This is a genomic window from Streptomyces sp. CNX435, assembly GCF_059570575.1.
In genome coordinates this window covers 1-25,093 of sequence record NZ_JCANTA010000017.1, presented here as the reverse complement: position 1 = coordinate 25,093, position 25,093 = coordinate 1, and the positions used below count along the sequence as shown (strand labels likewise).

Genomic DNA, 25,093 nt, shown 5'->3' with positions numbered 1-25,093 from the left:
CGTGCCGCTCAGTCGACGAGCGCGTCGGGCTTACCCTTGCTGCGTGGACGCTCCTCGACCATCTTGCCCCAGACAATAAGCCGGTATTTGGACGTGTACTCAGGCGTGCAGGTCGTTAGTGTGACGTAGCGGCCCGGCTCGGTGAATCCCGAGCCCGGGGGCACGGGATCGATGACGTCGGTGTTCGACGGCGACGTCGACGGGAGCGTGTTGGCCACCTCGTATATGTAGTAGGTGTCCTTGGTCTCGACGACGATCTCCTCGCCCGGCTCCAGCTTGTTGATGTAGCGGAAGGGCTCGCCGTGGGTGTTGCGGTGCCCGGCGACCGCGAAGTTCCCCTTCTCGTCCCACGGCATCGCGGTCTTGAGGTCGCCCTCCGAGTAGTGCCCGAGGAGGCCGCGGTCCAGGACCTTCTGGCTGTCGATGCCCTGCGCCACCGGGCGGTTCACGTTCAGGGACGGGATGTGCATGATGGCGAAGCCCTCGCCCGCCTCGAACGCCCCCGGATCGCGGGCGTCCTCCTTGCCCGGCCCCTCGCCGCGCTCCCACTGCTCCTCCAGCTGCTTGGCCTCCTGCCGGGACTCGCGGTCGGCGAGGACGTTGGTCCACCAGAGCTGGTAGACGACGAAGAGCAGCATCAGCACGCCGAGGGTGATGAACGCCTCGCCGGTGATCCGGCTGATCAGCACGGTGCGCTGCTGCTTCGCGGCGCGGGCGGCCTTGCGGGCGGCCATGCGGGTGCCGAGGGCGCGGGCGACGTTCAGGGACATCGTCTGAACGGTGCGGTCCTCGCGGTCGCCGCGGCCTTCGGCACGGCCTTCGCCGCGGCCTTCGGTGCGGCCTTCGGTGCCGGGTATGCCGCGGCGGCGGGCGGCGGGGGCGGTGCCCCAGGTGAGGCGCTGGTCGTTCGCGGGGGCGGCGGGCGGGCCGGTCGCCGGGCCGGTCGCCGGGCCGGGGGTACGGGCGGGGGCGCGGCCGGTGGTGCGGCCGGTCGCGCTTCCGGGTTGCGGGGGTGCGGGGTCGGCTGTCGCGGGGTCGGCCGTCCCGGGGGCGCCGGCGTGGGCGGCGGCGGAGAGGTCGCCCCAGGGGGACGGGTCGCGGTGGCCGGCGGCGGGGGTGGGGTTGGCCGGCGGGGTGGTGGTCGGCGTGGGGTTGGCCGGCGTGGGGTGCGCGGGTGCGGGGTGGTCGGGTGCGGGGTGCGCGGCGTTGGTGCCGCCGGCGTGGCGGCCGTAGGCCGGCGCGGGGTACGGCTGCTGCTCCTCGACGGCGGGCCGGCCGGCGTGCCGGCGCGGGGTGGGGCCGGGCGTGGCGCCGGGCAGCGGGTCGGTGAGGGGGTCCCCGGCGGGGGCCGTACGGCCGGTCGGGGCGGCGGTGCCGAGCGGGTCGGTGAGCGGGTCGGTGAGCGGGTCGCCGGTTGCCGCGGGGCGGGGGGTGCCCAGGGGGTCGGCGGGGGCCTGGTCGTAGCCGAGGAGCTGCGGGGCGTACGAGGCCGGGTGCTGGTCGTACGCGGGGGTGGTCTGCCCGTACGCGGCCGCCGGCGGCGCCTCCGCGTACGCCGACGGCTGCGGACCGGCCTCGTACGACGACGTGGGGTACTGCGCCGAGGTCCCCTCCTGCGGCACGATCGCCGCCGGGCCGGACCCGGGGCCGGACCCGGGTCCGGGACCCGGCGCGGGCGGGTCGGGGTGGCGCGGTGCCGGTGCCGATGCCGGTGCCGGATCGTTTCGCGGGGTGCTCTGCGCGGAGTACGCCGAGGGCGCGTAGCCGTCGGCGGCGCGGCGGTCGTCCGGGGAGTGGGGGTGCGGGTCCGCCGCCGGGCCGGTGCCCGGCGCGGGCGCGTAGCCGCCGGTGTGGTGGTCGTTCGGGTGCGCCGGTGGATCGGTGCGCGGGGTGCCCTGAGTGTGGCCCGCCGGGGGCGCGTAGCCGTCGGCCGCGGTGCCCGCGCCGGGGGCGTCCGGCGAGGTGTGCGGCCGGAACCAGCGGGAGGTCGCGGAGGTCGGTGAGTCGGGGCGGGGCTCCAGCGGTCGGGGACGCAGCTCGTCCATGTCCGCGGGTCCCTGCCGCGGGACGTGGGCCTGCGGCAGCGGGGTGTGCGATTGCGGGCTCTGCGGGTATCCGGCGTGCGGCGGCGGGGCATGGCTCTGCGGGTCGTACTGCTGCTCCGCATGCGACTGCGACTGTGCCTGCGGCTGCGCGTCGGCGGTGCGCGGCGGCGGCAGCGGGTCGCCGCGGAGCGGGTTGCGGTGGGCGTACTCCGGCAGGTGGCCCTGCTCCAGCGGATCCTGTCCGCCGGCCCCCGCGCCGTAGCCCTCGGCCCCCGGGCGGTGGCCGCCGGGCTGCGTGCTCCGGTCTCCGGGCGGCCCGGCCGGTTCTGGTTCGTACGTCCCGGGCCCGCCCCCGGGCCCCGCGCCGTAGCCCCCGGCCTCCGCGCCGTGGCCGCCGGGCCCTGCGCCGTGGCCGCCGGGCCCCGCGCCCCGGTCTCCGGCCGGCCCGGCCGGCTCTGGTCTGTACGTCCCGGACCCGCCCCCGGCCCCGCCGCCGTATCCCCCGGAGCCGCCCGGCCCCGGCCCCGTACCGGACGCGCCCCCCGCGCCCGGGCCGTGGCCACCCGTTCCCGAGGTGTCCCGGCGCGGCAGCGGCGGTCGGCCGCCGCCGGACCGCGGGTCCGCGGCGTCGTCCGCCGGCTGTTCGTAGGCGCTCGGGTCGTGGAAGCCGCGGTAGCGCGCGTCGCGCCCCGGCTCGCGCTCCTCCGCGCGCCCCGGTACGTCGCCGTCCGGCCGGGTGTCGGTCACCCCGTGGTCCCGGCCGACCCGCCGCCCGCCGGCGCCAGGCCGCCCGCCGGCGTCAACCCGCCCGTCACCGGCGCCAGTCCGGCGGACCGCGCGACGGCCCCGGCGTCGCCGCACTCGACGAGCCAGTTCGCCAGCATCCGGTGACCCCACTCCGTCAGCACCGACTCCGGGTGGAACTGCACACCCTCCACCGGCAGGTCACGGTGGCGCAGGCCCATCACCAGCCCGCTGTCCGTCTCCGCCGTGACCGCCAGCTCGTCCGGCAGCGACTCCCGCTCGACGGCCAGCGAGTGGTACCGCGTCGCCGTGAACGGCGACGGCAGCCCGGCGAACACGCCCGCGCCGCCGTGCTTCACCGGCGAGGTCTTGCCGTGCAGCAGCTCCGGCGCCCGGCCGACGACGCCGCCGTACGCGACCGCCATCGACTGCAGCCCGAGGCAGACCCCGAACACCGGCAGCCCCCGCTCCGCGCAGTGCCGCACCATCTCGACGCACACTCCGGCCTCCTCCGGCGTCCCGGGGCCGGGCGACAGGAGCACGCCGTCGAACCCGGCGTCCGCGTGCCGCGGCGTCACCTCGTCGTTGCGCAGCACCTCGCACTCGGCGTCGAGCTGGCACAGGTACTGGACCAGGTTGAAGACGAAGCTGTCGTAGTTGTCCACGACCAGAATGCGCGCGCTCATCGCGGGGCGGCTCCCTCGTCGACGGTGACGTCGTTGAACGGCAGCAGCGGCTCGGCCCAGGGGAACACGTACTGGAAGAGCAGGAAGACGATGCCGAGGACGAGGATGAGCGAGATCAGCGCCCGCACCAGCGCGTTGCCCGGCAGATGCCGCCAGATCCAGCCGTACATGCGTCCCTCTTCGCCGATCTTCGCCGTTGTCTGTGTGTGGCCCGTCCGCGGCCCGTTGCCGCTGCCGAATTCGTCCGTACGAGTCACCAGACTAACGACCCGTGCCCCCCGAGGCGGCGGGCTTCTCACGTGCCACCGGTCACGGTGACGCGGCCGGCGCCTCCGCGGCTCACCCCACAGCCCACTCCACGGCTCACTCCACGGGGCGGGCGTGGTGCAGGTCGACGGTGCCGGAGTAGCCGGGCAGCGTCACCGAGTCGTGCGGGTCGACCTCGTAGCCGAGGCCGTACGCCTCCACGTAGCGCAGGTAGTTCTGCACCGCGGGCTCGGCGTCCAGGGCGGCCTGGAGGTCCTGGCGGTCGCCGACGGCGGTGATCTTGTACGGGGGTGAGTACACCCGGCCCTGGAGGATCAGGGTGTTGCCGACGCAGCGCACCGCGCTGGTGGAGATCAGCCGCTGGTCCATGACCCGGATGCCCTTCGCGCCGCCCGCCCACAGGGCGTTGACGACGGCCTGAAGGTCCTGCTGGTGCACGACGAGGGTGTCGGGCGTGGGCTCCGGCACGCCGGGGATGAGCGCGGTGGCGTCCGGCGGGGCGTCGGTGAGGGTCACGGTGAGCCCGGCGCCGCCGACCTTGGTGGCCCCGGCCGCCCGCTCCATCTCGCGCAGCCGCTCGCCGGGGGCGGCGCCGGCGCCGTGGTCGCGCTCGGCGAGGGAGTCGACGTCGTCGCGGAGGGAGGCGTTGTCGCCGTCGAGGCGCTGGTTGGCGCGGTCGCGCTCGTGGATGAGGTCGGTGAGGCGGAGCATGGAGTCGTCGGTGCGCAGGTTGGTGCCCTGCGCGGTGTTGAAGCTCGTCCAGAAGATCAGCCCGGCGAGCCCGAAGGCGGCGAAGGTGAACAGCCGCGCGGGCCTGATACGGAGCCGCTGTGCGGAATTGGTCACCGTACCCTTGTCTCCTTACCCCCGGTGGAAGCACTACGCTAACGGACACGCCCGGGGAAGGAGCCGCCCCCGGCGGCTCGGGGCCTCCCCGACGGGCCCGAAACCGCAGCGTCGACAGGAGAGTCCCTCGTGCCGAAGTCACGGATCCGCAAGAAGGCCGATTACACCCCGCCGCCGGAGAAGTCGGGCGAGTTCAAGCTGTCAGGCTCCGGCCGGAGCTGGGTGGCGCCGCTGATGCTGGCGTTGTTCGTCATCGGACTCGCCTGGATCGTCGTGTTCTACGTCACCACCGGGGACCTGCCGCTTGAGTCGATCGGCAACTGGAACATCGTCGTCGGCTTCGGCTTCATCCTCGCCGGGTTCGTCGTCTCCACGCAGTGGAAGTAGCGCCGCCACCACACTCGGCGGCCCCCCTGTGGGCATAGTTATCCACAGGTCATCCACAGCTGTGCAGAAAGCAGAAGATCTGTGGATAACCTCAGCGGGGTTGACGCCGGTCGGACCGCGGTACACCGTCCGGACCAGCGGTGATCCTGCAGCCTGCCAAGGAAAACGCAGGGGTGTTCGATATCGAACGACTGTCCCCACGGTACGCACAGGATCGCTGACTACCTGTGGACAACTTCGGGCGTGGCTGCTTGCCCCGCACCTCTCCGCGTGGCCGCGGCCTGGAGGTCAGGTCAGCTGCAGGGTGCGGATCACGACCACCGCGACGATCGCCAGCAGCGCCCCCGCGGCCACCGCCCGCTGCACCAGGATCCGCTTCTCGCGGGGCGCGTGCACGAACCCGTACGCGACGGCCGTGCCGATCACCAGCCCGCCGATGTGGCCCTGCCAGGCGATGCCCGACCAGGCGAAGGTGAAGGCCAGGTTGATCGCCAGCAGCACCAGCACGGGCCGCATGTCGTAGTTCATCCGGCGCATCAGTACGGCGGTGGCGCCGAAGAGGCCGAAGATGGCGCCGGAGGCGCCGAGGGCGGCGTCGTTGGGCGCGGCGACCAGATAGAACAGCGCGCTGCCGCCGAGGCCGGACAGCACGTAGAGCGTGACGAACCGCAGCCGGCCGAGCGCGGCCTCCAGCGGCGGGCCGAGGAACCACAGCGCCAGCATGTTCAGCGCGATGTGAGCGGGCTCCTCGTGCAGGAAGACGGTGCTGAGCAGCCGGTACCACTGGCCCTCGGCGACGCCCTCCAGCGGGCCGCCGAAGGAGAAGACGGCCCGGCCGACGAGCAGCATCGGGTCGACGACCCGGTCCCCGCCGGAGAGCGCGGCGAGGAAGACCGCGAGGTTGAGGCCGAGGATGATTTTGGTGATCAGCCGCGGGTCGGCCGCGGTGACGCCGCCGGCGAGCGTACGGGGCGCGGCGGCGCCCGGCGCATGGCCCGTACCGGAACCGCCGCGCACGCACTCGGGGCACTGGAAGCCGACCGAGGCGCTGATCATGCACTCGGGGCAGATGGGCCGGTCGCAGCGCACGCAGCGCACGCCGGTCTCGCGGTCCGGGTGCCGGTAGCAGCCGCGCAGCCCGCTCTCCCCGGCCGGCTTTCCCGCGCCGTCGTCCGGTGCCTGGTCCATCAGCTCCCCGCGTCCCCTCTGTCCCCTCTGTCTGCCCGCCCGCGCCCCGCCCGCCGCGGCACCTGCCGGTGATGCCGGTGATACGACGGGCGGGGCGCCGAGGTTCCCCGGGTCAGCGCCGCGTGATCGTCACGGACTCGATGACCACGTCCTTCTCGGGACGGTCGGCCCGCTTCGTCTTCACGGCGGTGATGTCGTCGACGACCTTCTGGCCGGCCACGTCGGTGACCTCGCCGAAGATGGTGTGCTTGCCCGTCAGCCAGGTGGTGGGCGCCACGGTGATGAAGAACTGCGAGCCGTTGGTGCCGGGGCCCGCGTTCGCCATCGCCAGCAGGTACGGCTTGTTGAACGACAGGTCCGGGTGGATCTCGTCGCCGAACTCGTACCCGGGGCCGCCCGTGCCGTTGCCCAGCGGGTCACCGCCCTGGATCATGAAGCCGCTGATGACGCGGTGGAACACGGTGCCGTCGTACAGCTTGTCCTTCGACACCTTGCCGGTCGCCGGGTGCGTCCACTCGCGCTCGCCGGTGGCGAGCTCGACGAAGTTCTTCACCGTCTTCGGCGCGTGGTCCGGCAGGAGCCGCACCTCGATGTCCCCGTGGTTCGTCTTCAGGGTGGCGTAAAGCTGCTCAGCCACGATGTGCCTTCCTTACGGATTCATTTGCGTCCCCCGATCCTCGCACGCCCGCGCGCGCGGTCGGCAGCCTCCTGCCAAGTCGCAGATGGAGCAGAACGTGCCGAGTCGGGTGAACCCGGGCATGATCTGTACTCAGGTGGACAGGCGAACAGTGCCACCGTCCCGCGAGGAGGAGAGTTCCGTGACCCGCAAGAACGGCACGCGCCCCGCCACTGGCACGGCGAAGCAGAGCGTGCAGCACGCGGCCGAGGTGGTGGCCCCGTACGCCGCCTCCGCCAGGGACCAGTACACGCACATGGCCCACGAGGCGCGCGAGCGCCTCGGCCCGAAGGTCTCCGACCTGGCCGAGAGCGCCCACGTGGCGTACGGCGCCCACGTCGCGCCCCGGATGAAGAAGGTGCGCCGGGCGATGCCCGGTGAACTGGACAGAACCGCCGCCGGCGCGGCCCGCCGGGCGTGCGAGGCGGCGGCGTACGCGACCCCGCGCATCGTGGCCGCCGCCGCGGCCACGAAGGCCGCCGCGGCGGCCACGAAGGCCGTCGCCGGGCCCGCGACCCGGGAGGCCGCCGCCCGCGGCACCGCCGCGCTGTCGGCGCTGAAGGGCGAGGTGAGCCCGGAGGAGATCAGTGAGCTGGCGCGCAAGCGCCACCGCCGCGAGGTCGTCAGCCGTACGGCCAAGGGCACGATGGTCGTCGGCGCGCTCGGCGCCGGGGCCGTCGTCGCCTGGCGCTGGTGGGACCGCCAGGTCAACCCGGACTGGATGGTCGAACCCCCGGACGCGACCGAACCCGCCGACGCCGACGCCGCCACCACCCGCATGGTCGACGACACCGAGTACATGGACCGCGACGCCCGCATCGACCGCGCCGACGCCGGCCGGGCCCCCGACGCCGATGCCGACGCACAGGCGCGCCAGGCGGCGGCGGACATGGACGCCGAGGGCGGCGGCACGCCCCGCTCCGAGGCGGGCGACCCGACGGACACCGGCCGGGCGTACTACGAGCGCGAGGACGACCTCTGAGCGGCGGCCCGCGACGCGTACGCACCCCGGTAGTCAGAGACCCGCGGCCACCACTCCTTGCGCCCCGTCTTCTCACCCGTGCGGCGGGGGGCGTGACGGCCCCCACTCAGGATCTGCCGTCTCACACACCGGCTCAGCCCGACCGAGGACGAGGATGACGACGGCTGCTGCCTACGCCTTCCGCACCTGAGCCGAGCCCAGGCAGCAGCTCGGCTCAGGAGGTGCAGCTGCGTCCGACGACCATCACCGGCATCGAGGCCGTCCCGACGAGACAGGTCCAGGTGCCGGTCGGGAACGTGATAACGATCTGGACGAGGACTTCGCCCTGCTGCGGGGCGCCGTTCAACGCCTGGCAGCGAACGCCGGCGGTGAACGCCGACCCGCCGGCTCCGTCCTCGCAGTTGTAGGTCGGCAAAGGGATGGGCTGCGCCGCCACCTCCGTGCCAGCGCCCAGGGCCACCACCAGTGCGGCGACGACGCCGACCACCAGACCTCGCGCCTCCGAACGGCGCGCTGTTTGTGCTGTCTTCATCGCCATTCACTCCTGATCACGCATGCCGATCACCGGTACCTACCGAAGGCGACATGCGAGTTCCTGATCGAGAGCCAGCACGTGAAGCCGCCTTCCCTACGAGCAGACTGGCCTCACCCGGGCGCCCGTGACAGGGCGCGAAAGCGGAGTGAAGGAGCTTTCGCTCGCGCACAAGTGTCGAACGTCATCAAACGCCAAGGAGAGCGGCGCCAAGTCAGCCGGACGGTGAGGAAGACGCACACGGGTGGGCCGGCCCGAGCTGGAGGAGTTGTCGAAGTGGCCAAGGTAGCTGCTGATGCCGGTGACGGTCTGGCCGGTCTCCTCGGCGGCCAGCTTGAGCGTGCTGGCGTGTACGCGCGCGGCGCCGTGGCAGTCCCGAGGACGGGGTCCCGGGCGACAGGGTGGTGGGGGACCAGCTCCCCCGGGGCGTGGAAGTGGCGCCCCTTGGAAGGGTCCTTCCGAGGGGCGTCGTGCGCCGCTCACCTGCTACGCAGGTCCGTGGAGCCTAGGAGAGTCGAACTCCTGACATCTGCCATGCAAAGACAGCGCTCTACCAACTGAGCTAAGGCCCCGAAGCGGCCCCCAGCCTACCCGCTCGGCGGGGGCGCTCGCATCGCGGTGATCTACGGGCCGCCGCCCGGCCGCGTGGCCAGGGTCACGGTGTCGCCCGCCGTCACCGGCTGTCCCGCACCCGGGTTGTGCCCGAGGACGATCGCGGTGTCGTCCGTGGGCGAGCCGGGGATGAACTCGACGACCAGGCCCATGCCCTCCAGCTGCGCCCGTGCGTCCGCGACGGTCTTGTTGACCAGGTCCGACGGCATCGTCAGCGGCTCCTCCTCCGGCTCGATGGCGACCGTCAGCGTGACCGTGTCGCCCTCCGCGGCGGCCGTGCCGGCCTCCGGGGTCTGCGCGATGACCGTCTCCGGGGCGGCGTCGGCCGTCTCCTGGTCCGTGCGCGTGACGGCGAAGCCCTGGCCCTCCAGGGTCGCCTTCGCATCCTCATACGACAGGCCGTCGACCTTCGGGACGTTGATCGCCGCCGGCTCGGTCTCCTCCGGCGCGGTGGCGACGGTGAGGGTGACGAGGGAGCCCCGCGCGGCCTTGGTGTCGCCCGCCGGGTCCTGGTCCAGGACCTCGCCCTCCGGCTCGCTGGACTCCTGCTCCTCCTGCTCGACGTCGAAGCCCTCTTCCCGCAGGGTGTCCTCGGCCTGGTCGGCGCTCAGGCCCTCCACGTCCGGGACGGTGACCTGCTGGGCGCCCGAGCCCTTGGAGACGACCGCCGTGACGGTCTCGCCGCGCTCGACTTCCTCACCGGCCGCCGGGTCGGTGCTGCAGACGGTGCCCTTGGGCTGGTCGCAGCGCTCCTCGCCGTCCTTCTTGAGGGTGAGCTTGAGGTTGCTCATGTCGCGCTCGGCTTCCGGGAACTTCTCGCCGACGACGTTCGGCACCGTGACCGGGTCCTCCGCCTGGCCGCCGAAGATCGACTTGCCGATGAAGATGGCGCCGACGAGGACCAGGATGCCGGCCAGGACCAGCAGCACCGTCGACGTCGCGCCACTGCGCTTCTGCTGCCGGCGGCGGCCCGGGCCGCGCTCGTCGTAGCCCATGCCGCCGTCGTCGTCCCGTGCGGGCGGCAGCATCGTGGTGCCGTAGCCGTTCTGCGGGGCCATGGCGGTGGTGGGGGTGTCGGTGGCGTAGCCGGCGGCGCCCATCGCGGCGGTCGCGGCGACGGGCAGGCCCTCCAGCGCGGCGTCGATGTCGGCGCGCATCTCGTCGGCGCTCTGGTAGCGGTAGTCCGGGTCCTTGACGAGCGCCTTCATCACGATGGCGTCCATCTCGGGGGTGACCTCGGGGTCGAACGCGCTCGGCGGCTGGGCCTCCTCGCGTACGTGCTGGTACGCCACCGCCACCGGGGAGTCGCCGACGAACGGCGGCCGGCTGGTCAGCAGCTCGTACAGCAGGCAGCCCGTGGAGTACAGGTCGGAGCGGGCGTCGACCTGCTCGCCCTTGGCCTGCTCCGGGGAGAGGTACTGCGCGGTGCCGATGACCGCGGCGGTCTGCGTCATCGTCATGCCGGAGTCGCCCATCGCGCGGGCGATGCCGAAGTCCATGACCTTGACCTGGCCGGTGCGCGTCAGCATGACGTTCGCCGGCTTGATGTCGCGGTGGACGATGCCGCTGCGGTGCGAGTACTCCAGGGCCTGGAGGATGCCGGTGCACATCTCCAGCGTGCGCTCGGGCAGCAGCTTGCGCCCGGAGTGCAGCAGCTCGCGCAGCGTGGAGCCGTCGACGTACTCCATGACGATGTACGGGATGGAGACGCCGTCGATGTAGTCCTCGCCGGTGTCGTAGACGGCGACGATGGCGGGGTGGTTCAGGGAGGCGGCGGACTGGGCCTCGCGGCGGAAGCGGGCCTGGAACGAGGGGTCGCGGGCCATGTCGGTGCGCAGCGTCTTGACCGCGACCGTACGGCCGAGGCGGGTGTCGTGGGCGAGGTACACCTCGGCCATGCCGCCGCGGCCGAGCACCTGGCCCAGCTCGTACCGCCCGCCGAGGCGACGCGGCTCTTCCATAGCTTCTCCCAGCCCTCTTCCGTTCCTGCTCCCGCGCCGAAGTGGAGCGCCGGCACGGGGTGTCCGGCTCGTGCTGCTCGGCATACCGTACCGGGCGCGGATGACACCCTTCCGGCGAGACCGTCAGCCGATACGCGACCGGTATCCGACCGCTATCCGGGGACGCCGGGGACCCGCCCCGCGGTTCCCCTCATGGGGTCACTTTCCCGGCACTCCCCCCGGGTGCACCCCCGCTTCTCCACTCCTCACCCCTTCGTTACCCGCCCGCCGGCGCGGCTCACCGCCCCAGCCCCGCCTCCATGACGCTCTTGGCGATCGGCGCCGCGACGCCGCCGCCGGAGATGTCGTCGCGGTTGGCGCTGGCGTCCTCGACGACGACCGCGACGGCGATCTGCTTGCCGCTGTCGGGGTCCTTCGCGTACGAGATGAACCAGGCGTACGGCAGGTCCCGGTTGTCGATGCCGTGCTGCGCGGTACCGGTCTTGCCGCCGACGGTGACGCCGTCGATCCTGGCTTCGGAGCCGGTGCCCTCGTTGACGACGGTCTCCATCATCTGCTGCAGCTTCTGCGCGTTCTCGCCGGACAGCGGCTCGCTGAGCGTCTCCGGCTGCGTCACCTCGATGTCGTTGAGGTTCGGCGCGACCAGCTTCTCGACCATGTACGGCTTCTTCAGCTCGCCGTCGTTGGCGACGGCCGAGGCGACCATCGCCATCTGCAGCGGGGTCGCGCGGTTGGACGCCTGGCCGATGCCGCCCATGGCGTTCTGCGGGCGGTCCATCTTCGGGTAGACGCTCTCGGCGGCGCGGACCGGGGTGTCCAGCTCGGGGTCGCCGAAGCCGAACTCCTCCGACATCTCGATCATCTTCTCGTTGCCGAGCTTGTCGCTGAGCATCGCGTACACCGAGTTGCAGGACCACTGCAGCGCCACGCGCAGGGTGGCGTCCTCGCACACGCCCTGGACCTCGTTGCTCAGCGTGTCGTCGATGGTCAGCGGCAGCTTGTAGACCTCGGGCGCGCCGGTCGGCTCGTCCATGTCGTACTCGCCGCTCTCCAGCGCCGCCGCGGCGGTGACGACCTTGAAGGTGGAGCCGGGCGGATACGTCTCGCGCAGCGCCCGGTTGAGCATCGGCTTGTCCTTGTCCTCGTTCAGCGCCTGCCAGTTCTTCGCGTCCTCGTTGGAGTTGCCCGCGAAGGTGGAGGGGTCGTACGACGGGGTGCTGGCCAGGCCGAGGATCGCGCCGGTCTCCGGGTCGATGGCGGCGACGGCGCCCTTGCGGTCGCCCAGGCCCTCGAACGCGGCCTTCTGCACGGCCGCGTCGAGGGTGGTGACGACGTTGCCGCCCTTCTTGTCCTTGCCGGTGATCATGTCGATCGTGCGGTTGAAGAACAGCCGGTCGTCGTTGCCGGTGAGGATGCCGTCGTTCAGCGCCTCCAGCTGGTTGGCGCCGAACGCCTGGGAGGCGTAGCCGGTGACGGGGGCCCACAGCGGGCCGTCCTTGTAGGTGCGCTTGTACTGGAAGTCGCTGCCCGAGGTCTCGGTCGAGCCGGTCACGGCCTTGTCGCCGACGATGATGTTGCCGCGGGGGTGGGCGTAGCGCTCGATGGCCACGCGCCGGTTGTCCGGGTTGGTGCGCAGCTCGTCGGCCTCGACGAACTGGATCCAGTTGACCCGCACCAGCAGGGCCATCACGAGCAGGCCGCAGAAGATCGCGACCCGGCGGAGGGGCTTGTTCATGTGCGGACCACCTGGGTCATCTCGGCGTCGGGTGAGGGCGCGGGCGCCGGCGCGGGCCTGCGCGCGGTGTCGCTGATGCGCAACAGGATCGCGATCAGCGCCCAGTTGGCGATGACCGAGGAGCCTCCCTGGGCGAGGAACGGCATCGTCATGCCGGTCAGCGGGATCAGCGCGGTGACGCCGCCGGCGACGACGAAGCACTGCAGGGCGAACGCGCCGGACAGGCCGACCGCGAGCAGCTTGCCGAACGGGTCGCGGGCGGCGAGCGCGGTGCGCATGCCGCGCTCGATGAGGAGCCCGTAGAGGACGATGATCGCCATGAGGCCGGTCAGGCCCAGCTCCTCGCCGACGGTGGCGAGGATGTAGTCGCTCTTGGTGGCGATGCCGCCGATGAGCCGGGAGTAGCCCTGGCCGAGGCCGGAGCCGAAGAGGCCGCCGGAGCCGAAGGAGTACATCGCCTGGGCGGTCTCGGTCACGCCGTCGTTCACGGGGCTGCGCTGCAGCGGGTCGAGCCAGTTGTCGACGCGGTCCTCGATGTGGCTGTTGACGGAGGCCACGCTGACCGCGCCGAGCGCGGACAGCAGCAGGCCGAAGACGATCCAGCTGGTGCGCTCGGTGGCCACGTACAGCATGACCACGAAGAGGCCGAAGAAGAGCAGCGAGGTGCCCAGGTCGGTCTCGAAGACCAGGATCATCAGGCTGAGACCCCAGATCACCAGGATGGGGCCGAGGTCGCGGCCACGCGGCAGGTACAGCCCCATGAAGCGGCGGCTGGCCAGCGCCAGGGCGTCCCGCTTGACCATGAGGTAGCCGGCGAAGAAGATCGCGATGACGATCTTCGCGAACTCACCGGGCTGCAGCGAGCCGAGGCCCGGGATGCTGACCCAGATGCGGGCGCCGTTCACCTCGGCGCCGAGGCCCGGCACCATCGGCATGATCAGCAGGCACAGCGCCACGGCCATGGAGATGTACGTGTAGCGCTGCAGTACCCGGTGGTCCTTGAGGAAGAGCAGCACGGCGACGAAGAGGCCGACGCCGACCGCGGACCACATCAGCTGACCGGGCGCCATCGGGCCGCCGAGCGTGTCCGTGGTCAGCGAGGGCTCCTGGTCGAGGCGCCAGATCAGCACCAGGCCGAGGCCGTTGAGGAGGGTCGCGATGGGGAGCAGCAGCGGGTCGGAGTACGGGGCGAACTTCCGTACCACCAGATGCGCCACGGCGGCCAGGCAGCCGAGTCCGGCGGCGTAGCCGAGGACGCCGGCGGGGACCGAATCCTCCTTGGCCAGGCCCACGTTGACGTAGGCGAAGACCGGGATCAGCACGGCGAAGACGAGCATCGCCAGCTCGGTGTTGCGCCGGCTGGGCGCGGCCACCGAGCTGATGGTGCTGGTGTGGCTGCTCACGAGCGGTCGGCCCCCCCACGGGTTATTGCTTCGGGCACTGCTTCGCCAGATTCTGCTCTTCCTCGCTCAACGAGGCACCCGGCTCCGGCGTCGTGGACTTGTCGTCCCCGGCCTTGTCCCCACCGCTGTCCCCGCCGCTCCCGGCGTCGCCCTGCTCTTCGGGGTTCTGCTCGCCGGGGTTCTGCTTCTCCTGCTCCTGCTGCCGCCGCTCCTCCTCCTGCTCGCGGGCCGCCGCGGCCTCGTCCTCGGCGACGGTGCGGCAGACGTCGGCCTGCTGCTGCAGGTCCGCCACCTTGGCCTCGGCGTCGCCGAGGTTCTCCTCGGCGATGTTGTCCTCGACCTGCTTCTGCTGGTACGCGGGGAGGTACTTCAGTTCGATGTCCGGGTGGTCCTGGTGGACGGAGGACAGGCTCATCCAGGCGAGCTTCTGGTCGATGCCCTGGTACACGGCGACGTGGTCGTCCTTCGTGCCCACGTAGTACTGAGACTGCGTCCAGTCGTACGCCTTGTAGCCGCCGAACCCCAGGCCGCCGAGGATCACGGCGAGCAGCAGCCCGCGCTTGAGCCACTTGAAGCGGGGCGGCGCCTTGATGAAGTCCTCGTCGTTGTACGAGAGGCCGTACGGGTCGCCGCCCTCGTCGGCCGGGCCGAAGCCGCCGGCCTGCGGCGGCGTGGGGCGGCCGAGGCCGGCGGCGCGGGCGGCGGGGGTCTGCATGCCGGCGGTGTCGATCTGGTGCTGGTTCTCGGCGACGGCGCCGACGACCAGGGGCGCGTCGTTGAGCCGGCCGGCCATGGTGTCGTCGTCGGAGGCGTCGAGGACGTCGGCGATGATCACGGTGATGTTGTCCGGGCCGCCGCCGCGCAGCGCCAGCTCGATCAGCTCCTGCACGGTGTCCTGCGGCCCGGCGTAGCCGGCGAGGGTGTTCTCCATCGTCTCGTGGCTGACGACGGACGACAGGCCGTCGGAGCAGACCAGGTAGCGGTCGCCGGCGCGCACCTCGCGGATGGACAGGTCGGGCTCGACCTGGTCGCCGCTGCCCAGCGCGCGCATCAGCAGGGAGCGCTGCGGGTGGGTGGTGGCCTCCTCCTCGGTGATGCGGTTCTCGTCGACGAGCCGCTGTACCCAGGTGTGGTCCTTGGTGATCTGCGTCAGCGCGCCGTCGCGCAGCAGGTACGCGCGGGAGTCGCCGACGTGCACCAGGCCGAGGCGCTGGCCCGTCCACAGCAGGGCCGTGAGCGTGGTGCCCATGCCCTCCAGCCGCGGGTCGTCCTCGACCATGCGGCGCAGCCGGTCGTTGGCGTGCTCCACGGTGGTGCCGAGCGCGGTGAGCAGGTCGGAGCCGGGGACGTCCTCGTCCAGGGCGACCATCACGGAGATGACCTCGGAGCTGGCGACCTCGCCGGCGGCCTGGCCGCCCATGCCGTCGGCGATGGCGAGCAGCCGGGGGCCGGCGTAGCCGGAGTCCTCGTTGTGGTCACGGATCATGCCCTCGTGCGACCCGGCGGCGAAGCGCAGAGAGAGGCTCATGCGCACCTCGCCGGTCGGCTCCGGGTACATCCGCATGGTGCCCGCCCTCCGGTCATGGTCTTCTACTTCCGCAGCTCGATGACGGTCTTGCCGATCCGGATCGGTGCGCCGGGCGGGATCGGCACCGGCACGGTGAGCCGGGTCCGGTCGAGGTACGTGCCGTTGGTGGAACCGAGGTCCTCTACGATCCAACGCCCGTCACGGTCCGGATAGATCCTGGCATGACGCGAGGACGCGTAGTCGTCGTCCAGCACGATTGTCGAATCGTGGGCCCGTCCCAGGGTGATGGTCTGCCCCTGGAGGGTGACGGTGGTGCCGGTGAGCGACCCCTCGGTGACCACGAGCTTGGTCGGGGCACCACGTTGCCCCCGGCGCCCGCCCCGGCCGCCCCTGGCGTCCTGCGGCGGCGCCTGCGGCCGGGGCGGCGGGCGTTCCTGGGCGGCTGCGGCCCGCCGGGTGACCCGGGTGCCGAACAGGTCGCTGCGGATGACCTGTACGGCGACGATGACGAACAGCCACAGTACGGCGAGGAAACCCAGCCGCATGACCGTCAGGGTCAGCTCTGACATCGGCCCCGCTTCACCCTTCGGCTTGCCGGTAGAGGACGGTGGTGCTGCCCACGCGGATGCGTGAGCCGTCGCGGAGCGTAGCGCGCTGGGTGTGCTGTTCGTCCACCACGATGCCGTTGGTGGAGCCGAGATCCTGCACCATCGCGCCGCCGTCGAAGGCACGGATCTCGCAGTGCCGGCGGGAGACGCCGGGGTCGTCGATCCGTACGTCGGCTTCCGTGCTGCGCCCGAGGACCAGCGACTGCCTGGTCATCTGGTGCCGCACCCCGTTGATCTCCAGCCAGTGGCGCAGCCGGCGCGGGCCCCCGGGCGGGGCGCCGACGGGCGCTGCCGGCGGCGGTGCCGCGGGCATCGGCGGCGGCTGGTGCTGCGGCGGGCGGCCGTATGCGGCGTAGTCGGTCGGCTGCGACCCGTAGCCGCCGGGGCCGCCGGGGCCCGTGGGTCCGGGGGGACCGGGAGGCGCCCCCGGCGCGGCGGGTGCGCCGCCGGCGTGCCGGCGGCTCGCGGGCGCCTGGGAGTGGCTGCCCGCCAGGGTGCGGCTGCGGATCCGGTAGAGGCCGGTGTCGAGGTCCTCCGCCTTCTCCAGGTGCACCTTTATCGGGCCCATGAAGGTGTAGCGCTGCTGTTGCGCGTAGTCGCGCACCATGGCGGCCAGCTCCTCGCCGAGCTGGCCGGAGTACGGAGCGAGCCGGTCGTAGTCGGGGGCGCTCAGCTCCACGATGAAGTCGTTGGGCACGACCGTACGCTCGCGGTTCCAGATGGTGGCGTTGTTGTCGCACTCGCGCTGCAGGGCGCCGGCGATCTCCACCGGCTGCACCTCGGACTTGAACACCTTGGCGAAGGTGCCGTTGACGAGACCCTCCAGACGCTGCTCGAAGCGCTTGAGTACTCCCACGGGGCACCTCCTCTCCTCGGGCCTTCCCGCCGGGCCCTCGAACATGCTGCTCGTACTGCACGCTGATCGTATCCACGCGCGGGGGAATGGACTGGTTCCCGTCCCCGCCGCCGGTACGCGGTGTCCTCTCTCACACCTGTCCTGCACCTGTCCGGCCGACTGTCCGGCCGGGCTTCTCCACCGTCCGCCAGGCGTCCACTGGGGATGGTACGGGCGGCTCCTCCCAGTGTCCCGTACCACCGGCCCCGAGCGGCCGAGGTACGGGCAAATCGGATGTGATTCGGGTCCGAACAGCGTGCTAGGCTTCCTGATGTCAGCACGACGCCGGGCGGCCCGCGGGCCGCGTACGGCACACCCTTTGCGCGGGTGGCGGAATAGGCAGACGCGCTGGATTCAGGTTCCAGTGTCCGAAAGGACGTGGGGGTTCAACTCCCCCCTCGCGCACTCGGCGGGCAAGGGCAAGTAAGTGTCATTGCCCGGACCGGAACGACAGAACCCCTGCTTCGGAGAGATCCGGTGCGGGGGTTTGTTGCTGTGCGGGAAAGCGGCGGGCCCGGGGCGGCCGGCGGCCGGTGCGGCCGGGTGCCGCACGGGGGACGACCGCCCTGGTGGGGGCGGTGTCGGCGGGGTGCGAACGCCACCCGGACGTGGTCCGGTCGCCGGCGTGCGTTCCCCTCCCGACGCGCTCTTCACCGCCCCGATTCGAGGTGGAAAATGTCCGTTTCCGGTGCGGTCGGTGACAAGACGTAGTTGATTGACAGCGCCAGAAGTGATCGCGCAGACTCGTGCTCGATTTCACTGAGCAAGATCTCAAACGGGGTGGCGGCCAAGGGGGTTGGCCGCTGGGAGGAGTGAAATGACGGGGCGACAGGCGCAGGGGTCTGCGGAGCTTCCGGCGGTGCTGGACGGCTTCGACCTCACCGATCAGACGCGGTTCACCGACGGCTTCCCGCACGAGGTCTTCGTCCGGCTCCGCGACGAGGCCCCCGTGCTGTGGCACCCGCCGGGGACGACCGTCGACGGCGAGGGGTTCTGGGTCCTGTCCCGGCACGCCGACCTGAAGGCGGCGGCGGAGGACCCGGTGTTCTCCTCGAAGGGCGGCGGCGGACGCGAGGGCGGCGGGACGCACATCGACGACCTGAAGCCCGGCGTGCACGCCGGCAGCCTGATCAACATGCAGGACGACCCGCGGCACCAGATGTTCAAGGACCTGGTCAGCCCGCCCGTCGCCCGGCAGGCCGTCGAGGCGCGGTTACCGGAGTGGCGTGAGGTCGCGGCCCGGCTCGTCGGGCGGGCGGTCGCGCAGGGCCGGGTGAACTTCCAGCCGGCCGTCACGGCCCCGTACACCATCGAGTGCGTGGGGAAGGTGCTCGGCGCGCCCGAGTCCGACATGCCGCAGCTCATCGAGTGGGGCGAGACGCTCGCCGGCTTCGAGGAGCGGCTCTCGGGCAAGGTCAACCAGACCGCCACCGAGACCCAGTACGCCATGTACGAGTACAGCAAGAAGCTGATCGCGCAGAAGCGCGCGGCGGGCGGCCCTCCGGCGAACGACCTGATGTCCGTGCTGGCGCACGGGGACATCCCCGCGGACCGGGGTGAGGAGCCGCTGTCGGAGTACGAGCGCGAGGCGTTCTTCTGCCTGGTGCTGATCGCCGGCAGCGAACCGCCGCGGAACGCGCTGGCGACCGGCATCCTCGCCCTCGCCCAGCACCCCGAGCAGTGGCAGGCGCTGCGCGCCGACCGCTCCCTGCTGCCCGGCGCCATCGACGAGATGCTGCGCTGGTCCACCCCCACGCCGTACAACCGGCGCACCGCGACCCGCGACACCGTCTTCCGCGGCACGGAGATCAAGGCGGGCGAGAAGGTCACCTTCTGGTGGGCCTCGGGCAACCGGGACGGCTCCGTCTTCGCGGACCCGACGGCCTTCGACATCCGCCGTTCCCCCAACCCGCACCTGGCGTTCGCCCACGGCACCCACTCCTGCCTCGGCGAGCAGCTGGCGCGGATCGAGATGCGGGTGCTGCTGGAGGAACTCCTCGACCAGGTCGCGGAGATCAGGATCGACGGCGACGTGACCTGGGCTCCGAGCAACAAGCACACCGTCATCCTGCGCATGCCCGTCGAGCTGGTTCCGGCCCGTACGGCCTGACGACAACCACCGCGTAACGGGATATCACCACCACACGGGGAGCAAGCAAGCATGCCAGAAATGTCAGAAGCATCGGCTGTGGAGGGTGCGGAGGGCGCCGAGGGCGCCGAGGGCGGCGAGGACGCGGGTATCGACCCGGCGATCTTCTCGCAGCTGCTGCCCTTCGACCCCTTCGACCCGGCCTTCCACGCCGACCCCTACGCCGTCTACCGCAAGATCCGCGAGCAGGGCCCCGTGACCCGTACGCCGCTGGGACTCGTCGTGGTCCCGGGGCACGCCGGGATCTCCGCGGTGCTGCGCGACAGCCGGTTCGGCTGGGGCGACGGCGCCACGGTGGCCGAGCACTTCAGCGAGGCGCCCGACGGCACCACCGTGCGCCCGTTCATCTTCATGGACCCGCCCGACCACACCCGCATCCGCGGGCTGGTCGGCCAGGCGTTCTCGGCCCGCCGCGTCGACGCGCTGCGCGACCGGGCCCGCCAGGTGGTCAACGAGCTGATCGAGAAGGCCGTCTCGGCGGCCGGCGGCGGTCCCGTCGACCTGATCTCCGCGGTCGCCCACCCGCTGCCCGCGATCCTCCTGGGCGAGCTGCTCGGCGTGCCGCCGGAGAAGCACGAGCGGTTCCAGGCGCTGTCCGCCGACATCGCCCACGGCCTCGACCCGAGCCTCTTCCTCACGCCCGAGGAGGTCGCCCGCCGCGACAGCGCCCGGGCCGAGCTGTACGAGTACTTCGGCAAGCTCGCCGACGAGCGCCGGGCCGCCCCCGCCGGGGACCTGATCAGCGAACTGGTCGCGGCCGAGGACACCGACGGCGGGCTCACCGGCCACGAACTCGTCGTCACGCTCACCCTCCTGCTGTCCGCCGGGTTCGCGCTCACGGTGAACCTGATCGGCAACGGCATGTTCGCCCTGCTCCAGCACCCCGAGCAGCGGGCGTGGCTGCGCGCCCACCCGGAGGAGGTGCCCGCCGCCGTCGAGGAGATGCTGCGCTACGACCCGCCCGGGCAGATGATCTCGCGGGTCGCGCTGGCGGACGCCGAGGTCGCGGGGGTGCCGATCGCCGCCGGCGAGCAGGTGATGCTGCTGATCGGGGCCGCCAGCCGCGACCCCGAGGTGTACGAGGACCCCGACGCCCTGGTGCTGTCGCGGCCCGCGGGCCGGAACCTGGGCTTCGGCCTCGGCGTGCACTTCTGCGTCGGCGCGCCCATCGCCCGGCTCGCCGCGCAGGTCGCGGTGGACACGCTGGCCGCGCTGGACCTGGAGCTGGAGACGACGTCGCCGCCCCGGGCCTCGTACATCATCACGCGCGGGCTGCAGGAGCTTCCGGTGCGCCTCGCCCCGGCGGGCTGACGGACTTTTCGGCGCAGGGCACCACGGAGGGGGCGTCGCGTCGGCGAAGCGGTGGGTCACGGTCGAGTACGGAGCAACGGCGTCCCGCGCTCGCGTCTCACCCGCGCACGCCCGCCGGATCGTACGGGGGAGTCATGAGCGAGAGAAGCGGTACGAGCCAGAGCAGTAGCCAGAGCAGGACGAGCGAGAGCGGCGGTACGGGGGGCGGGCCGGCCGATCGCCGGATCGCGGTGGTGGGGATGGCCTGCCGCGTTCCCGGAGCGGCGGACCCCGGGGCCTTCTGGCGGCTGCTCCGCGACGGCGTCGACGCCATCACCCCGGCGCCCGCGGAGCGCGGCCTCGCCGGGGACGTCCACGGCGGCTTCCTCGACGGGGTCGACCGGTTCGACGCCGCGTTCTTCGGCATGTCGCCGCGCGAGGCCGCCGCCGTGGACCCGCAGCAGCGCCTCGCGCTCGAACTGTCCTGGGAGGCGCTGGAGAACGCGGGGTTACGGCCCGGCCGGCTGCGCGGCAGCCGTACCGGCGTGTTCGTCGGCTCGATGACCGACGACTACGCCAGGCTCCAGCACGCCGCCGGCGCGCTCTCCGCGCACAGCACCACGGGGCTGAGCCGCGCGGCCACCGCCAACCGCCTGTCGCACCTGCTCGGCCTCGCCGGCCCCAGCCTCGCCGTGGACACCGCCCAGTCCTCCGGGCTGGCTGCCGTGCACCTGGCCGTACGGAGCCTCCTCGACGGCGAGTCGACCCTCGCGCTCGCGGGCGGCGTCCACCTGAACCTCCTCCCCGAGGGGTTCACCGCGGCCGAACTCTTCGGCGCCCTCTCACCGGACGCCGCCGACGCCCGCTGCCGCGTGTTCGACGCCCGGGCCAACGGCTACGTACGGGGCGAAGGCGGCGGCATCGTCGTCCTCAAGCCGCTGGCCGCCGCGGTCGCCGACGGCGACCCGGTCCACGGCGTCATCCTGGGCAGCGCCCTCGGCAACGGCACGGGCCGCACGCTGACGGCCCCCGACCCCGCGGCACAGGAGAGCGTCATCCGGGCCGCGTACCGGGACGCCGGGGCCGACCCGGGCGAGTCGCAGTACGTCGAACTCCACGGCACCGGCACGCCGGTGGGCGACCCCGTCGAGGCGGCGGCCCTCGGCGCCGCGCTGGGGACGGCGCGGCGCGGGGCGGGCGAGGAGCTGGTCGTCGGCTCGGTGAAGACCAACATCGGGCATCTGGAGGGCGCGGCCGGGGCGGTCGGCCTGATCAAGGCGCTGCTGAGCCTGAAGCACCGGGAGCTGCCGGCCAGCCTGCACTTCGAGCGGCCGCACCCGGGGATTCCGCTGGACGAGCTGAAGCTACGCGTACGGGGGGCGCGGGGGCCGTGGCCCCGGCCGGCGGCGGAACGCCTCGTCGCGGGCGTCAGCTCGTTCGGCATGGGCGGCACCAACTGCCATGTGGTGCTGGCGGACTGGCGGCCGGCGGTGCCCGACGACAGCGGGCGAGAGGGCTCGTACGGCACGCCGACTGGCACGCTCCGCGCGCTGCCGTGGCTGGTCTCGGGCCGCGGCGCGGCGGCGCTGCGCGCCCAGGCCGAGGCGCTGACGGCGTACGCGACCGGCGCCGGGCGGGCGGCCGGGCTGCCGGACCTGGCGGGGTCGCTGGCCACCACCCGCTCGGCGTTCGAGCACCGCGCGGTGGTCCTCGGCGAGGGGCGCGAGGCGCTGCTGTCGGGCCTGGCCGCCGTCGCGGAGGGCCGGGACGCGCCGCACGTGCTGCGCGGTGTGGCCGCCGCGCGGCCGGGGGAGCGGGTGGCGTTCCTCTTCTCTGGGCAGGGCAGCCAGCGCGTCGGTATGGGGCGTGGGCTGTACGACGTCTTCCCCGCGTACGCCGAGGCGTTCGACACCGTCTGCGCCGCACTCGACCCGCATCTCCCGCGCCCCCTCCGCGACGTTGTCTTCTCCGAGGTGGACACCGCCGCCCCGGACACCGCCGAGGCGGAGCTGCTGAGCCGGACCGCGTACACCCAGCCCGCGCTGTTCGCCGTCGAGGTGTCCCTCTACCGGCTGCTGGAGCGCTGGGGCGTCACCCCCGACGTGCTCCTGGGCCACTCCGTCGGCGAGTTGGCGGCGGCGCACGTCGCCGGGGTGCTGGACCTGGCCGACGCCGCCGCGCTCGTCACCGCCCGCGGCGCGCTCATGCAGGCCCTGCCCGCGGCGGGCGCCATGGCCGCGATCGAGGCGAGCGAGGCCGAACTGCGCGGCACCCTCGCCGACGCCGAGCGGGAGACGGGCGGCAGGCTCGCGATCGCCGCGCTCAACGGCCCCGCGGAGACGGTCGTCTCCGGTGACTCCGACGCCGTACGGGCCCTGACCGCCGCCTGGTCCGCGCGTGGCCGCAAGACCACCGCCCTGCGCGTCAGCCACGCCTTCCACTCCCCGCACATGGACGGCATGCTCGACGCCTTCCGCCGGGCCGCCGCCCGCCTCACCTACCACCCGCCGCGCATCCCGGTCGTCTCCAACCTCACCGGCGCCCCGGCCACGGCCGGCGAGCTGTGCACCCCCGACTACTGGGTACGGCACGTCCGGGAGGCCGTCCGCTTCCTCGACGGCGCGCGCGCCGCGCACGCGGGCGGGGCCACGGTCTTCGTCGAGATAGGCCCGGGCGCCACGCTCAGCGGCCTGACCCGGGACTGCCTGGGGGACGACGACGCCGCCGCGGCGGCGCTGGTGCTGCCGACGCTCCGGCGCGAGGTGCCGGAGGACCGCTCGATCCTCACCACCCTCGGCGAACTCCACGTGCACGGCGCCGAGATCGGCTGGGACACCTTCTTCGCCGACGCGGGCACGGGCACGGGCGTGCGGCGGGTCGAGCTGCCCACGTACCGCTTCCAGCGCAGCCGCCACTGGACGGGCGGCTCGCCGGAGGCGCGGCCCGTAGCACAGCCGGAGACGCCGGACGCACCGCTGGCTGAACGGGCCGAACCAGCCGGTTCGGCCGGCGAACCCGTCCGCCATGACCTCGCCGGCCTCACCGATCTCGTACGCACCCACACGGCCGCCGCACTCGGCTACGACTCGGCCGCCGCCGTCAGCACCGACACCGCCTTCCGCGACCTCGGCCTCGACTCCTACGGCGCCGTCGACCTGCGCCAGCGCCTCACCGCCGCAACCGGCGTACGCCTCCCCAGCGGCGCCCTCTTCAACCACCCGACGCCCGCGGCCATGGCCGCCTGGCTGCACACCGCCCGCGACGGCGCCGGGATCCGGCCGGAGCAGGACGGCGAACGGGCTCCGGTCCCGGCCCCCGACGACGACGATCCGGTGGTCGTCGTCGGCATGGCCTGCCGCTACCCCGGCGGCGTCGCCTCGCCGGACGAGCTGTGGCGACTCCTCCGTGAGGAACGCGACGCGATCGGGGACTTCCCCACCGACCGCGGCTGGGACCTGGCCGGCCTGCACGACCCTGATCCGGACCGCGCGGGCACCTCGTACACCGCGCACGGCGGCTTCCTGCACGATGTGGCGGGATTCGACGCCGAGTTCTTCGGGATCTCGCCGCGTGAGGCGCTGGCGATGGACCCGCAGCAGCGGCTGCTGCTGGAGACGAGCTGGGAGGCGTTCGAACGCGCGGGCATCGCGGGCGCGACGCTGCGCGGCAGCCGCACCGGCGTGTTCGTGGGCGCCACCGCGCAGGACTACGGGCCGCGCATGCACGAGGCCGCGGACGGGCTCGAAGGCTACGTGCTGACGGGCACCACCCCGAGCGTCGCCTCGGGCCGGGTCGCGTACGTCTTCGGTCTCGAAGGCCCGGCGGTGACGGTGGACACGGCGTGTTCGTCGTCGCTGGTGGCGTTGCACCTGGCGGCGCAGTCGCTGCGTACGGGCGAGTGCGAGCGGGCGCTCGCGGGCGGGGTGACGGTTCTGTCGACGCCCGGGATGTTCGTGGAGTTCAGCCGGCAGCGCGGGCTGTCGGCCGACGGCCGGTGCAAGCCGTTCGCGGCGGGCGCGGACGGTACGGGGTGGGCCGAGGGTGTCGGGGTGCTGGTCCTGGAGCGCTTGTCGGTGGCGCGGCGCGATGGGCGCCGGGTGCTGGCGGTCGTACGCGGTACGGCGGTCAACCAGGACGGCGCCAGCAACGGCCTGACGGCACCCAACGGCCTGTCGCAGGAACGCGTGATCCGCGCGGCGCTGGCCAGCGCCGGTCTGGTGCCGGGTGACGTGGACGCGGTGGAGGCGCACGGTACGGGGACGGAGTTGGGTGACCCGATCGAGGCGGAGGCGCTGCTGGCGACGTATGGGCGGGGGCGGCCGGCGGGTCGGCCGTTGTGGCTGGGGTCGGTGAAGTCGAACATCGGTCATGCGCAGGCGGCGGCGGGTGTCGCGGGGATCATCAAGATGGTCGAGGCGATGCGGCACGGGGAGTTGCCCAGGACGCTGCATGTGGATGAGCCGACGCCGCATGTGGACTGGGACGGCGGGGGTGTTGCGCTTCTTACGGAGGCGCGTTCGTGGCCGGAGGTGGATCGGCCGCGGCGGGCGGCGGTGTCG

18 protein-coding genes and 2 tRNA genes are annotated in these 25,093 nt (G+C 72.9%); 6 read left to right on the top strand and 14 right to left on the bottom strand.

From position 1 onward, the window contains the following. Positions 1-8 precede the first annotated feature (8 nt). The 4 genes from T328_RS24865 to T328_RS24850 form a co-directional block, all read right to left on the bottom strand. Entirely contained in the window at positions 9-2,792 is a 2,784-nt protein-coding gene (locus tag T328_RS24865) for a class E sortase (RefSeq protein WP_496498385.1), read from the bottom strand. Further along, positions 2,789-3,475 carry an aminodeoxychorismate/anthranilate synthase component II gene (locus T328_RS24860; RefSeq protein WP_496498384.1) on the bottom strand — a complete coding sequence of 229 codons (687 nt, stop codon included), beginning with the start codon at positions 3,473-3,475 and terminating at the stop codon, positions 2,789-2,791. Before T328_RS24860 ends, T328_RS24865 begins: the two co-directional genes overlap by 4 nt. Beyond that, positions 3,472-3,645: a hypothetical protein gene (locus T328_RS24855; RefSeq protein WP_407559871.1), complete on the bottom strand. Its 174-nt coding sequence runs from the start codon at positions 3,643-3,645 to the stop codon at positions 3,472-3,474. The genes T328_RS24860 and T328_RS24855 overlap by 4 nt, the downstream gene beginning before the upstream one ends. Before the next feature lie 193 nt (positions 3,646-3,838). Further along, the gene (locus T328_RS24850) at positions 3,839-4,588 is read right to left on the bottom strand and encodes a DUF881 domain-containing protein (protein WP_496498383.1); all 750 of its coding nucleotides are present in this window, start codon (positions 4,586-4,588) and stop codon (positions 3,839-3,841) included. Positions 4,589-4,717: 129 nt separating this feature from the next. Between T328_RS24850 and crgA the strand changes: the two genes are divergently transcribed. Continuing rightward, positions 4,718-4,975: a cell division protein CrgA gene (crgA, locus tag T328_RS24845; protein WP_496498382.1), complete on the top strand. Its 258-nt coding sequence runs from the start codon at positions 4,718-4,720 to the stop codon at positions 4,973-4,975. 288 nt (positions 4,976-5,263) lie between these two features. On the opposite strand, the gene T328_RS24840 is transcribed toward crgA, so the two are convergent. After that, entirely contained in the window at positions 5,264-6,163 is a 900-nt protein-coding gene (locus T328_RS24840; protein ID WP_496498381.1) for a rhomboid family intramembrane serine protease, read from the bottom strand. 112 nt (positions 6,164-6,275) lie between these two features. Continuing rightward, the gene (locus tag T328_RS24835; protein ID WP_496498380.1) at positions 6,276-6,800 is read right to left on the bottom strand and encodes a peptidylprolyl isomerase; all 525 of its coding nucleotides are present in this window, start codon (positions 6,798-6,800) and stop codon (positions 6,276-6,278) included. A 181-nt stretch (positions 6,801-6,981) separates the two neighbouring features. Here T328_RS24835 and T328_RS24830 point away from each other — a divergent pair, with 181 nt between their 5' ends. Then, complete coding sequence (locus T328_RS24830; protein WP_496498379.1) at positions 6,982-7,821, top strand: DUF5324 family protein; 840 nt, start codon at positions 6,982-6,984, stop codon at positions 7,819-7,821. Between the two features lie 214 nt (positions 7,822-8,035). Here the strand turns inward: T328_RS24830 and T328_RS24825 are convergent, their stop codons facing one another. The 8 genes from T328_RS24825 to T328_RS24790 all read right to left on the bottom strand — a co-directional run bounded on the left by T328_RS24825 (position 8,036) and on the right by T328_RS24790 (position 17,056). Beyond that, entirely contained in the window at positions 8,036-8,359 is a 324-nt protein-coding gene (locus T328_RS24825) for a hypothetical protein (protein WP_496498378.1), read from the bottom strand. Positions 8,360-8,852: 493 nt separating this feature from the next. Next, positions 8,853-8,925 (bottom strand) — tRNA-Ala (locus tag T328_RS24820). Between the two features lie 51 nt (positions 8,926-8,976). Further along, complete coding sequence (gene pknB / locus T328_RS24815; protein WP_496498377.1) at positions 8,977-10,926, bottom strand: Stk1 family PASTA domain-containing Ser/Thr kinase; 1,950 nt, start codon at positions 10,924-10,926, stop codon at positions 8,977-8,979. A gap of 277 nt (positions 10,927-11,203) precedes the next feature. Continuing rightward, on the bottom strand, positions 11,204-12,661 hold the full coding sequence (locus tag T328_RS24810; RefSeq protein ID WP_496498376.1) for a peptidoglycan D,D-transpeptidase FtsI family protein: 1,458 nt from the start codon (positions 12,659-12,661) through the stop codon (positions 11,204-11,206). After that, positions 12,658-13,998, bottom strand: a complete 1,341-nt coding sequence (locus tag T328_RS24805) for an FtsW/RodA/SpoVE family cell cycle protein (RefSeq protein ID WP_496498491.1) — start codon at positions 13,996-13,998, stop codon at positions 12,658-12,660. The genes T328_RS24810 and T328_RS24805 overlap by 4 nt, the downstream gene beginning before the upstream one ends. Positions 13,999-14,086: 88 nt before the next feature. Then, positions 14,087-15,628 (bottom strand): PP2C family protein-serine/threonine phosphatase, encoded by a 1,542-nt coding sequence (locus T328_RS24800; RefSeq protein ID WP_496498375.1) that lies wholly within the window; start codon positions 15,626-15,628, stop codon positions 14,087-14,089. A gap of 26 nt (positions 15,629-15,654) precedes the next feature. Continuing rightward, positions 15,655-16,161 (bottom strand): FHA domain-containing protein FhaB/FipA, encoded by a 507-nt coding sequence (locus tag T328_RS24795; RefSeq protein WP_496498374.1) that lies wholly within the window; start codon positions 16,159-16,161, stop codon positions 15,655-15,657. A 10-nt stretch (positions 16,162-16,171) separates the two neighbouring features. Next, positions 16,172-17,056 (bottom strand): FHA domain-containing protein, encoded by an 885-nt coding sequence (locus T328_RS24790; RefSeq protein WP_496498373.1) that lies wholly within the window; start codon positions 17,054-17,056, stop codon positions 16,172-16,174. 360 nt (positions 17,057-17,416) lie between these two features. Between T328_RS24790 and T328_RS24785 the strand changes: the two genes are divergently transcribed. From T328_RS24785 to T328_RS24770, 4 genes are all read left to right on the top strand, one after another. Continuing rightward, a tRNA-Leu gene (locus T328_RS24785) sits at positions 17,417-17,500 on the top strand. A gap of 412 nt (positions 17,501-17,912) precedes the next feature. Beyond that, complete coding sequence (locus tag T328_RS24780) at positions 17,913-19,205, top strand: cytochrome P450 (RefSeq protein ID WP_496498372.1); 1,293 nt, start codon at positions 17,913-17,915, stop codon at positions 19,203-19,205. Between the two features lie 60 nt (positions 19,206-19,265). Further along, a complete protein-coding gene (locus T328_RS24775) occupies positions 19,266-20,555 on the top strand; it encodes a cytochrome P450 (RefSeq protein WP_496498371.1) in 1,290 nt (429 codons plus the stop codon). Positions 20,556-20,689: 134 nt separating this feature from the next. Further along, positions 20,690-25,093: type I polyketide synthase (locus T328_RS24770; RefSeq protein WP_496498370.1), on the top strand; the 4,404-nt coding region annotated here is incomplete at its 3' end.

Coding starts and splice junctions, on each gene's coding strand:
- T328_RS24800 (WP_496498375.1), bottom strand. CDS start 15,628: ATGCGGATGTACCCGGAGCCGACCGGCGAGGTGCGCATGAGCCTCTCT.
- T328_RS24795 (WP_496498374.1), bottom strand. CDS start 16,161: ATGTCAGAGCTGACCCTGACGGTCATGCGGCTGGGTTTCCTCGCCGTA.
- T328_RS24780 (WP_496498372.1), top strand. CDS start 17,913: ATGACGGGGCGACAGGCGCAGGGGTCTGCGGAGCTTCCGGCGGTGCTG.
- T328_RS24860 (WP_496498384.1), bottom strand. CDS start 3,475: ATGAGCGCGCGCATTCTGGTCGTGGACAACTACGACAGCTTCGTCTTC.
- T328_RS24775 (WP_496498371.1), top strand. CDS start 19,266: ATGTCAGAAGCATCGGCTGTGGAGGGTGCGGAGGGCGCCGAGGGCGCC.
- T328_RS24855 (WP_407559871.1), bottom strand. CDS start 3,645: ATGTACGGCTGGATCTGGCGGCATCTGCCGGGCAACGCGCTGGTGCGG.
- T328_RS24825 (WP_496498378.1), bottom strand. CDS start 8,359: ATGGCGATGAAGACAGCACAAACAGCGCGCCGTTCGGAGGCGCGAGGT.
- pknB (WP_496498377.1), bottom strand. CDS start 10,926: ATGGAAGAGCCGCGTCGCCTCGGCGGGCGGTACGAGCTGGGCCAGGTG.
- T328_RS24840 (WP_496498381.1), bottom strand. CDS start 6,163: ATGGACCAGGCACCGGACGACGGCGCGGGAAAGCCGGCCGGGGAGAGC.
- T328_RS24805 (WP_496498491.1), bottom strand. CDS start 13,998: ATGCTCGTCTTCGCCGTGCTGATCCCGGTCTTCGCCTACGTCAACGTG.
- T328_RS24810 (WP_496498376.1), bottom strand. CDS start 12,661: ATGAACAAGCCCCTCCGCCGGGTCGCGATCTTCTGCGGCCTGCTCGTG.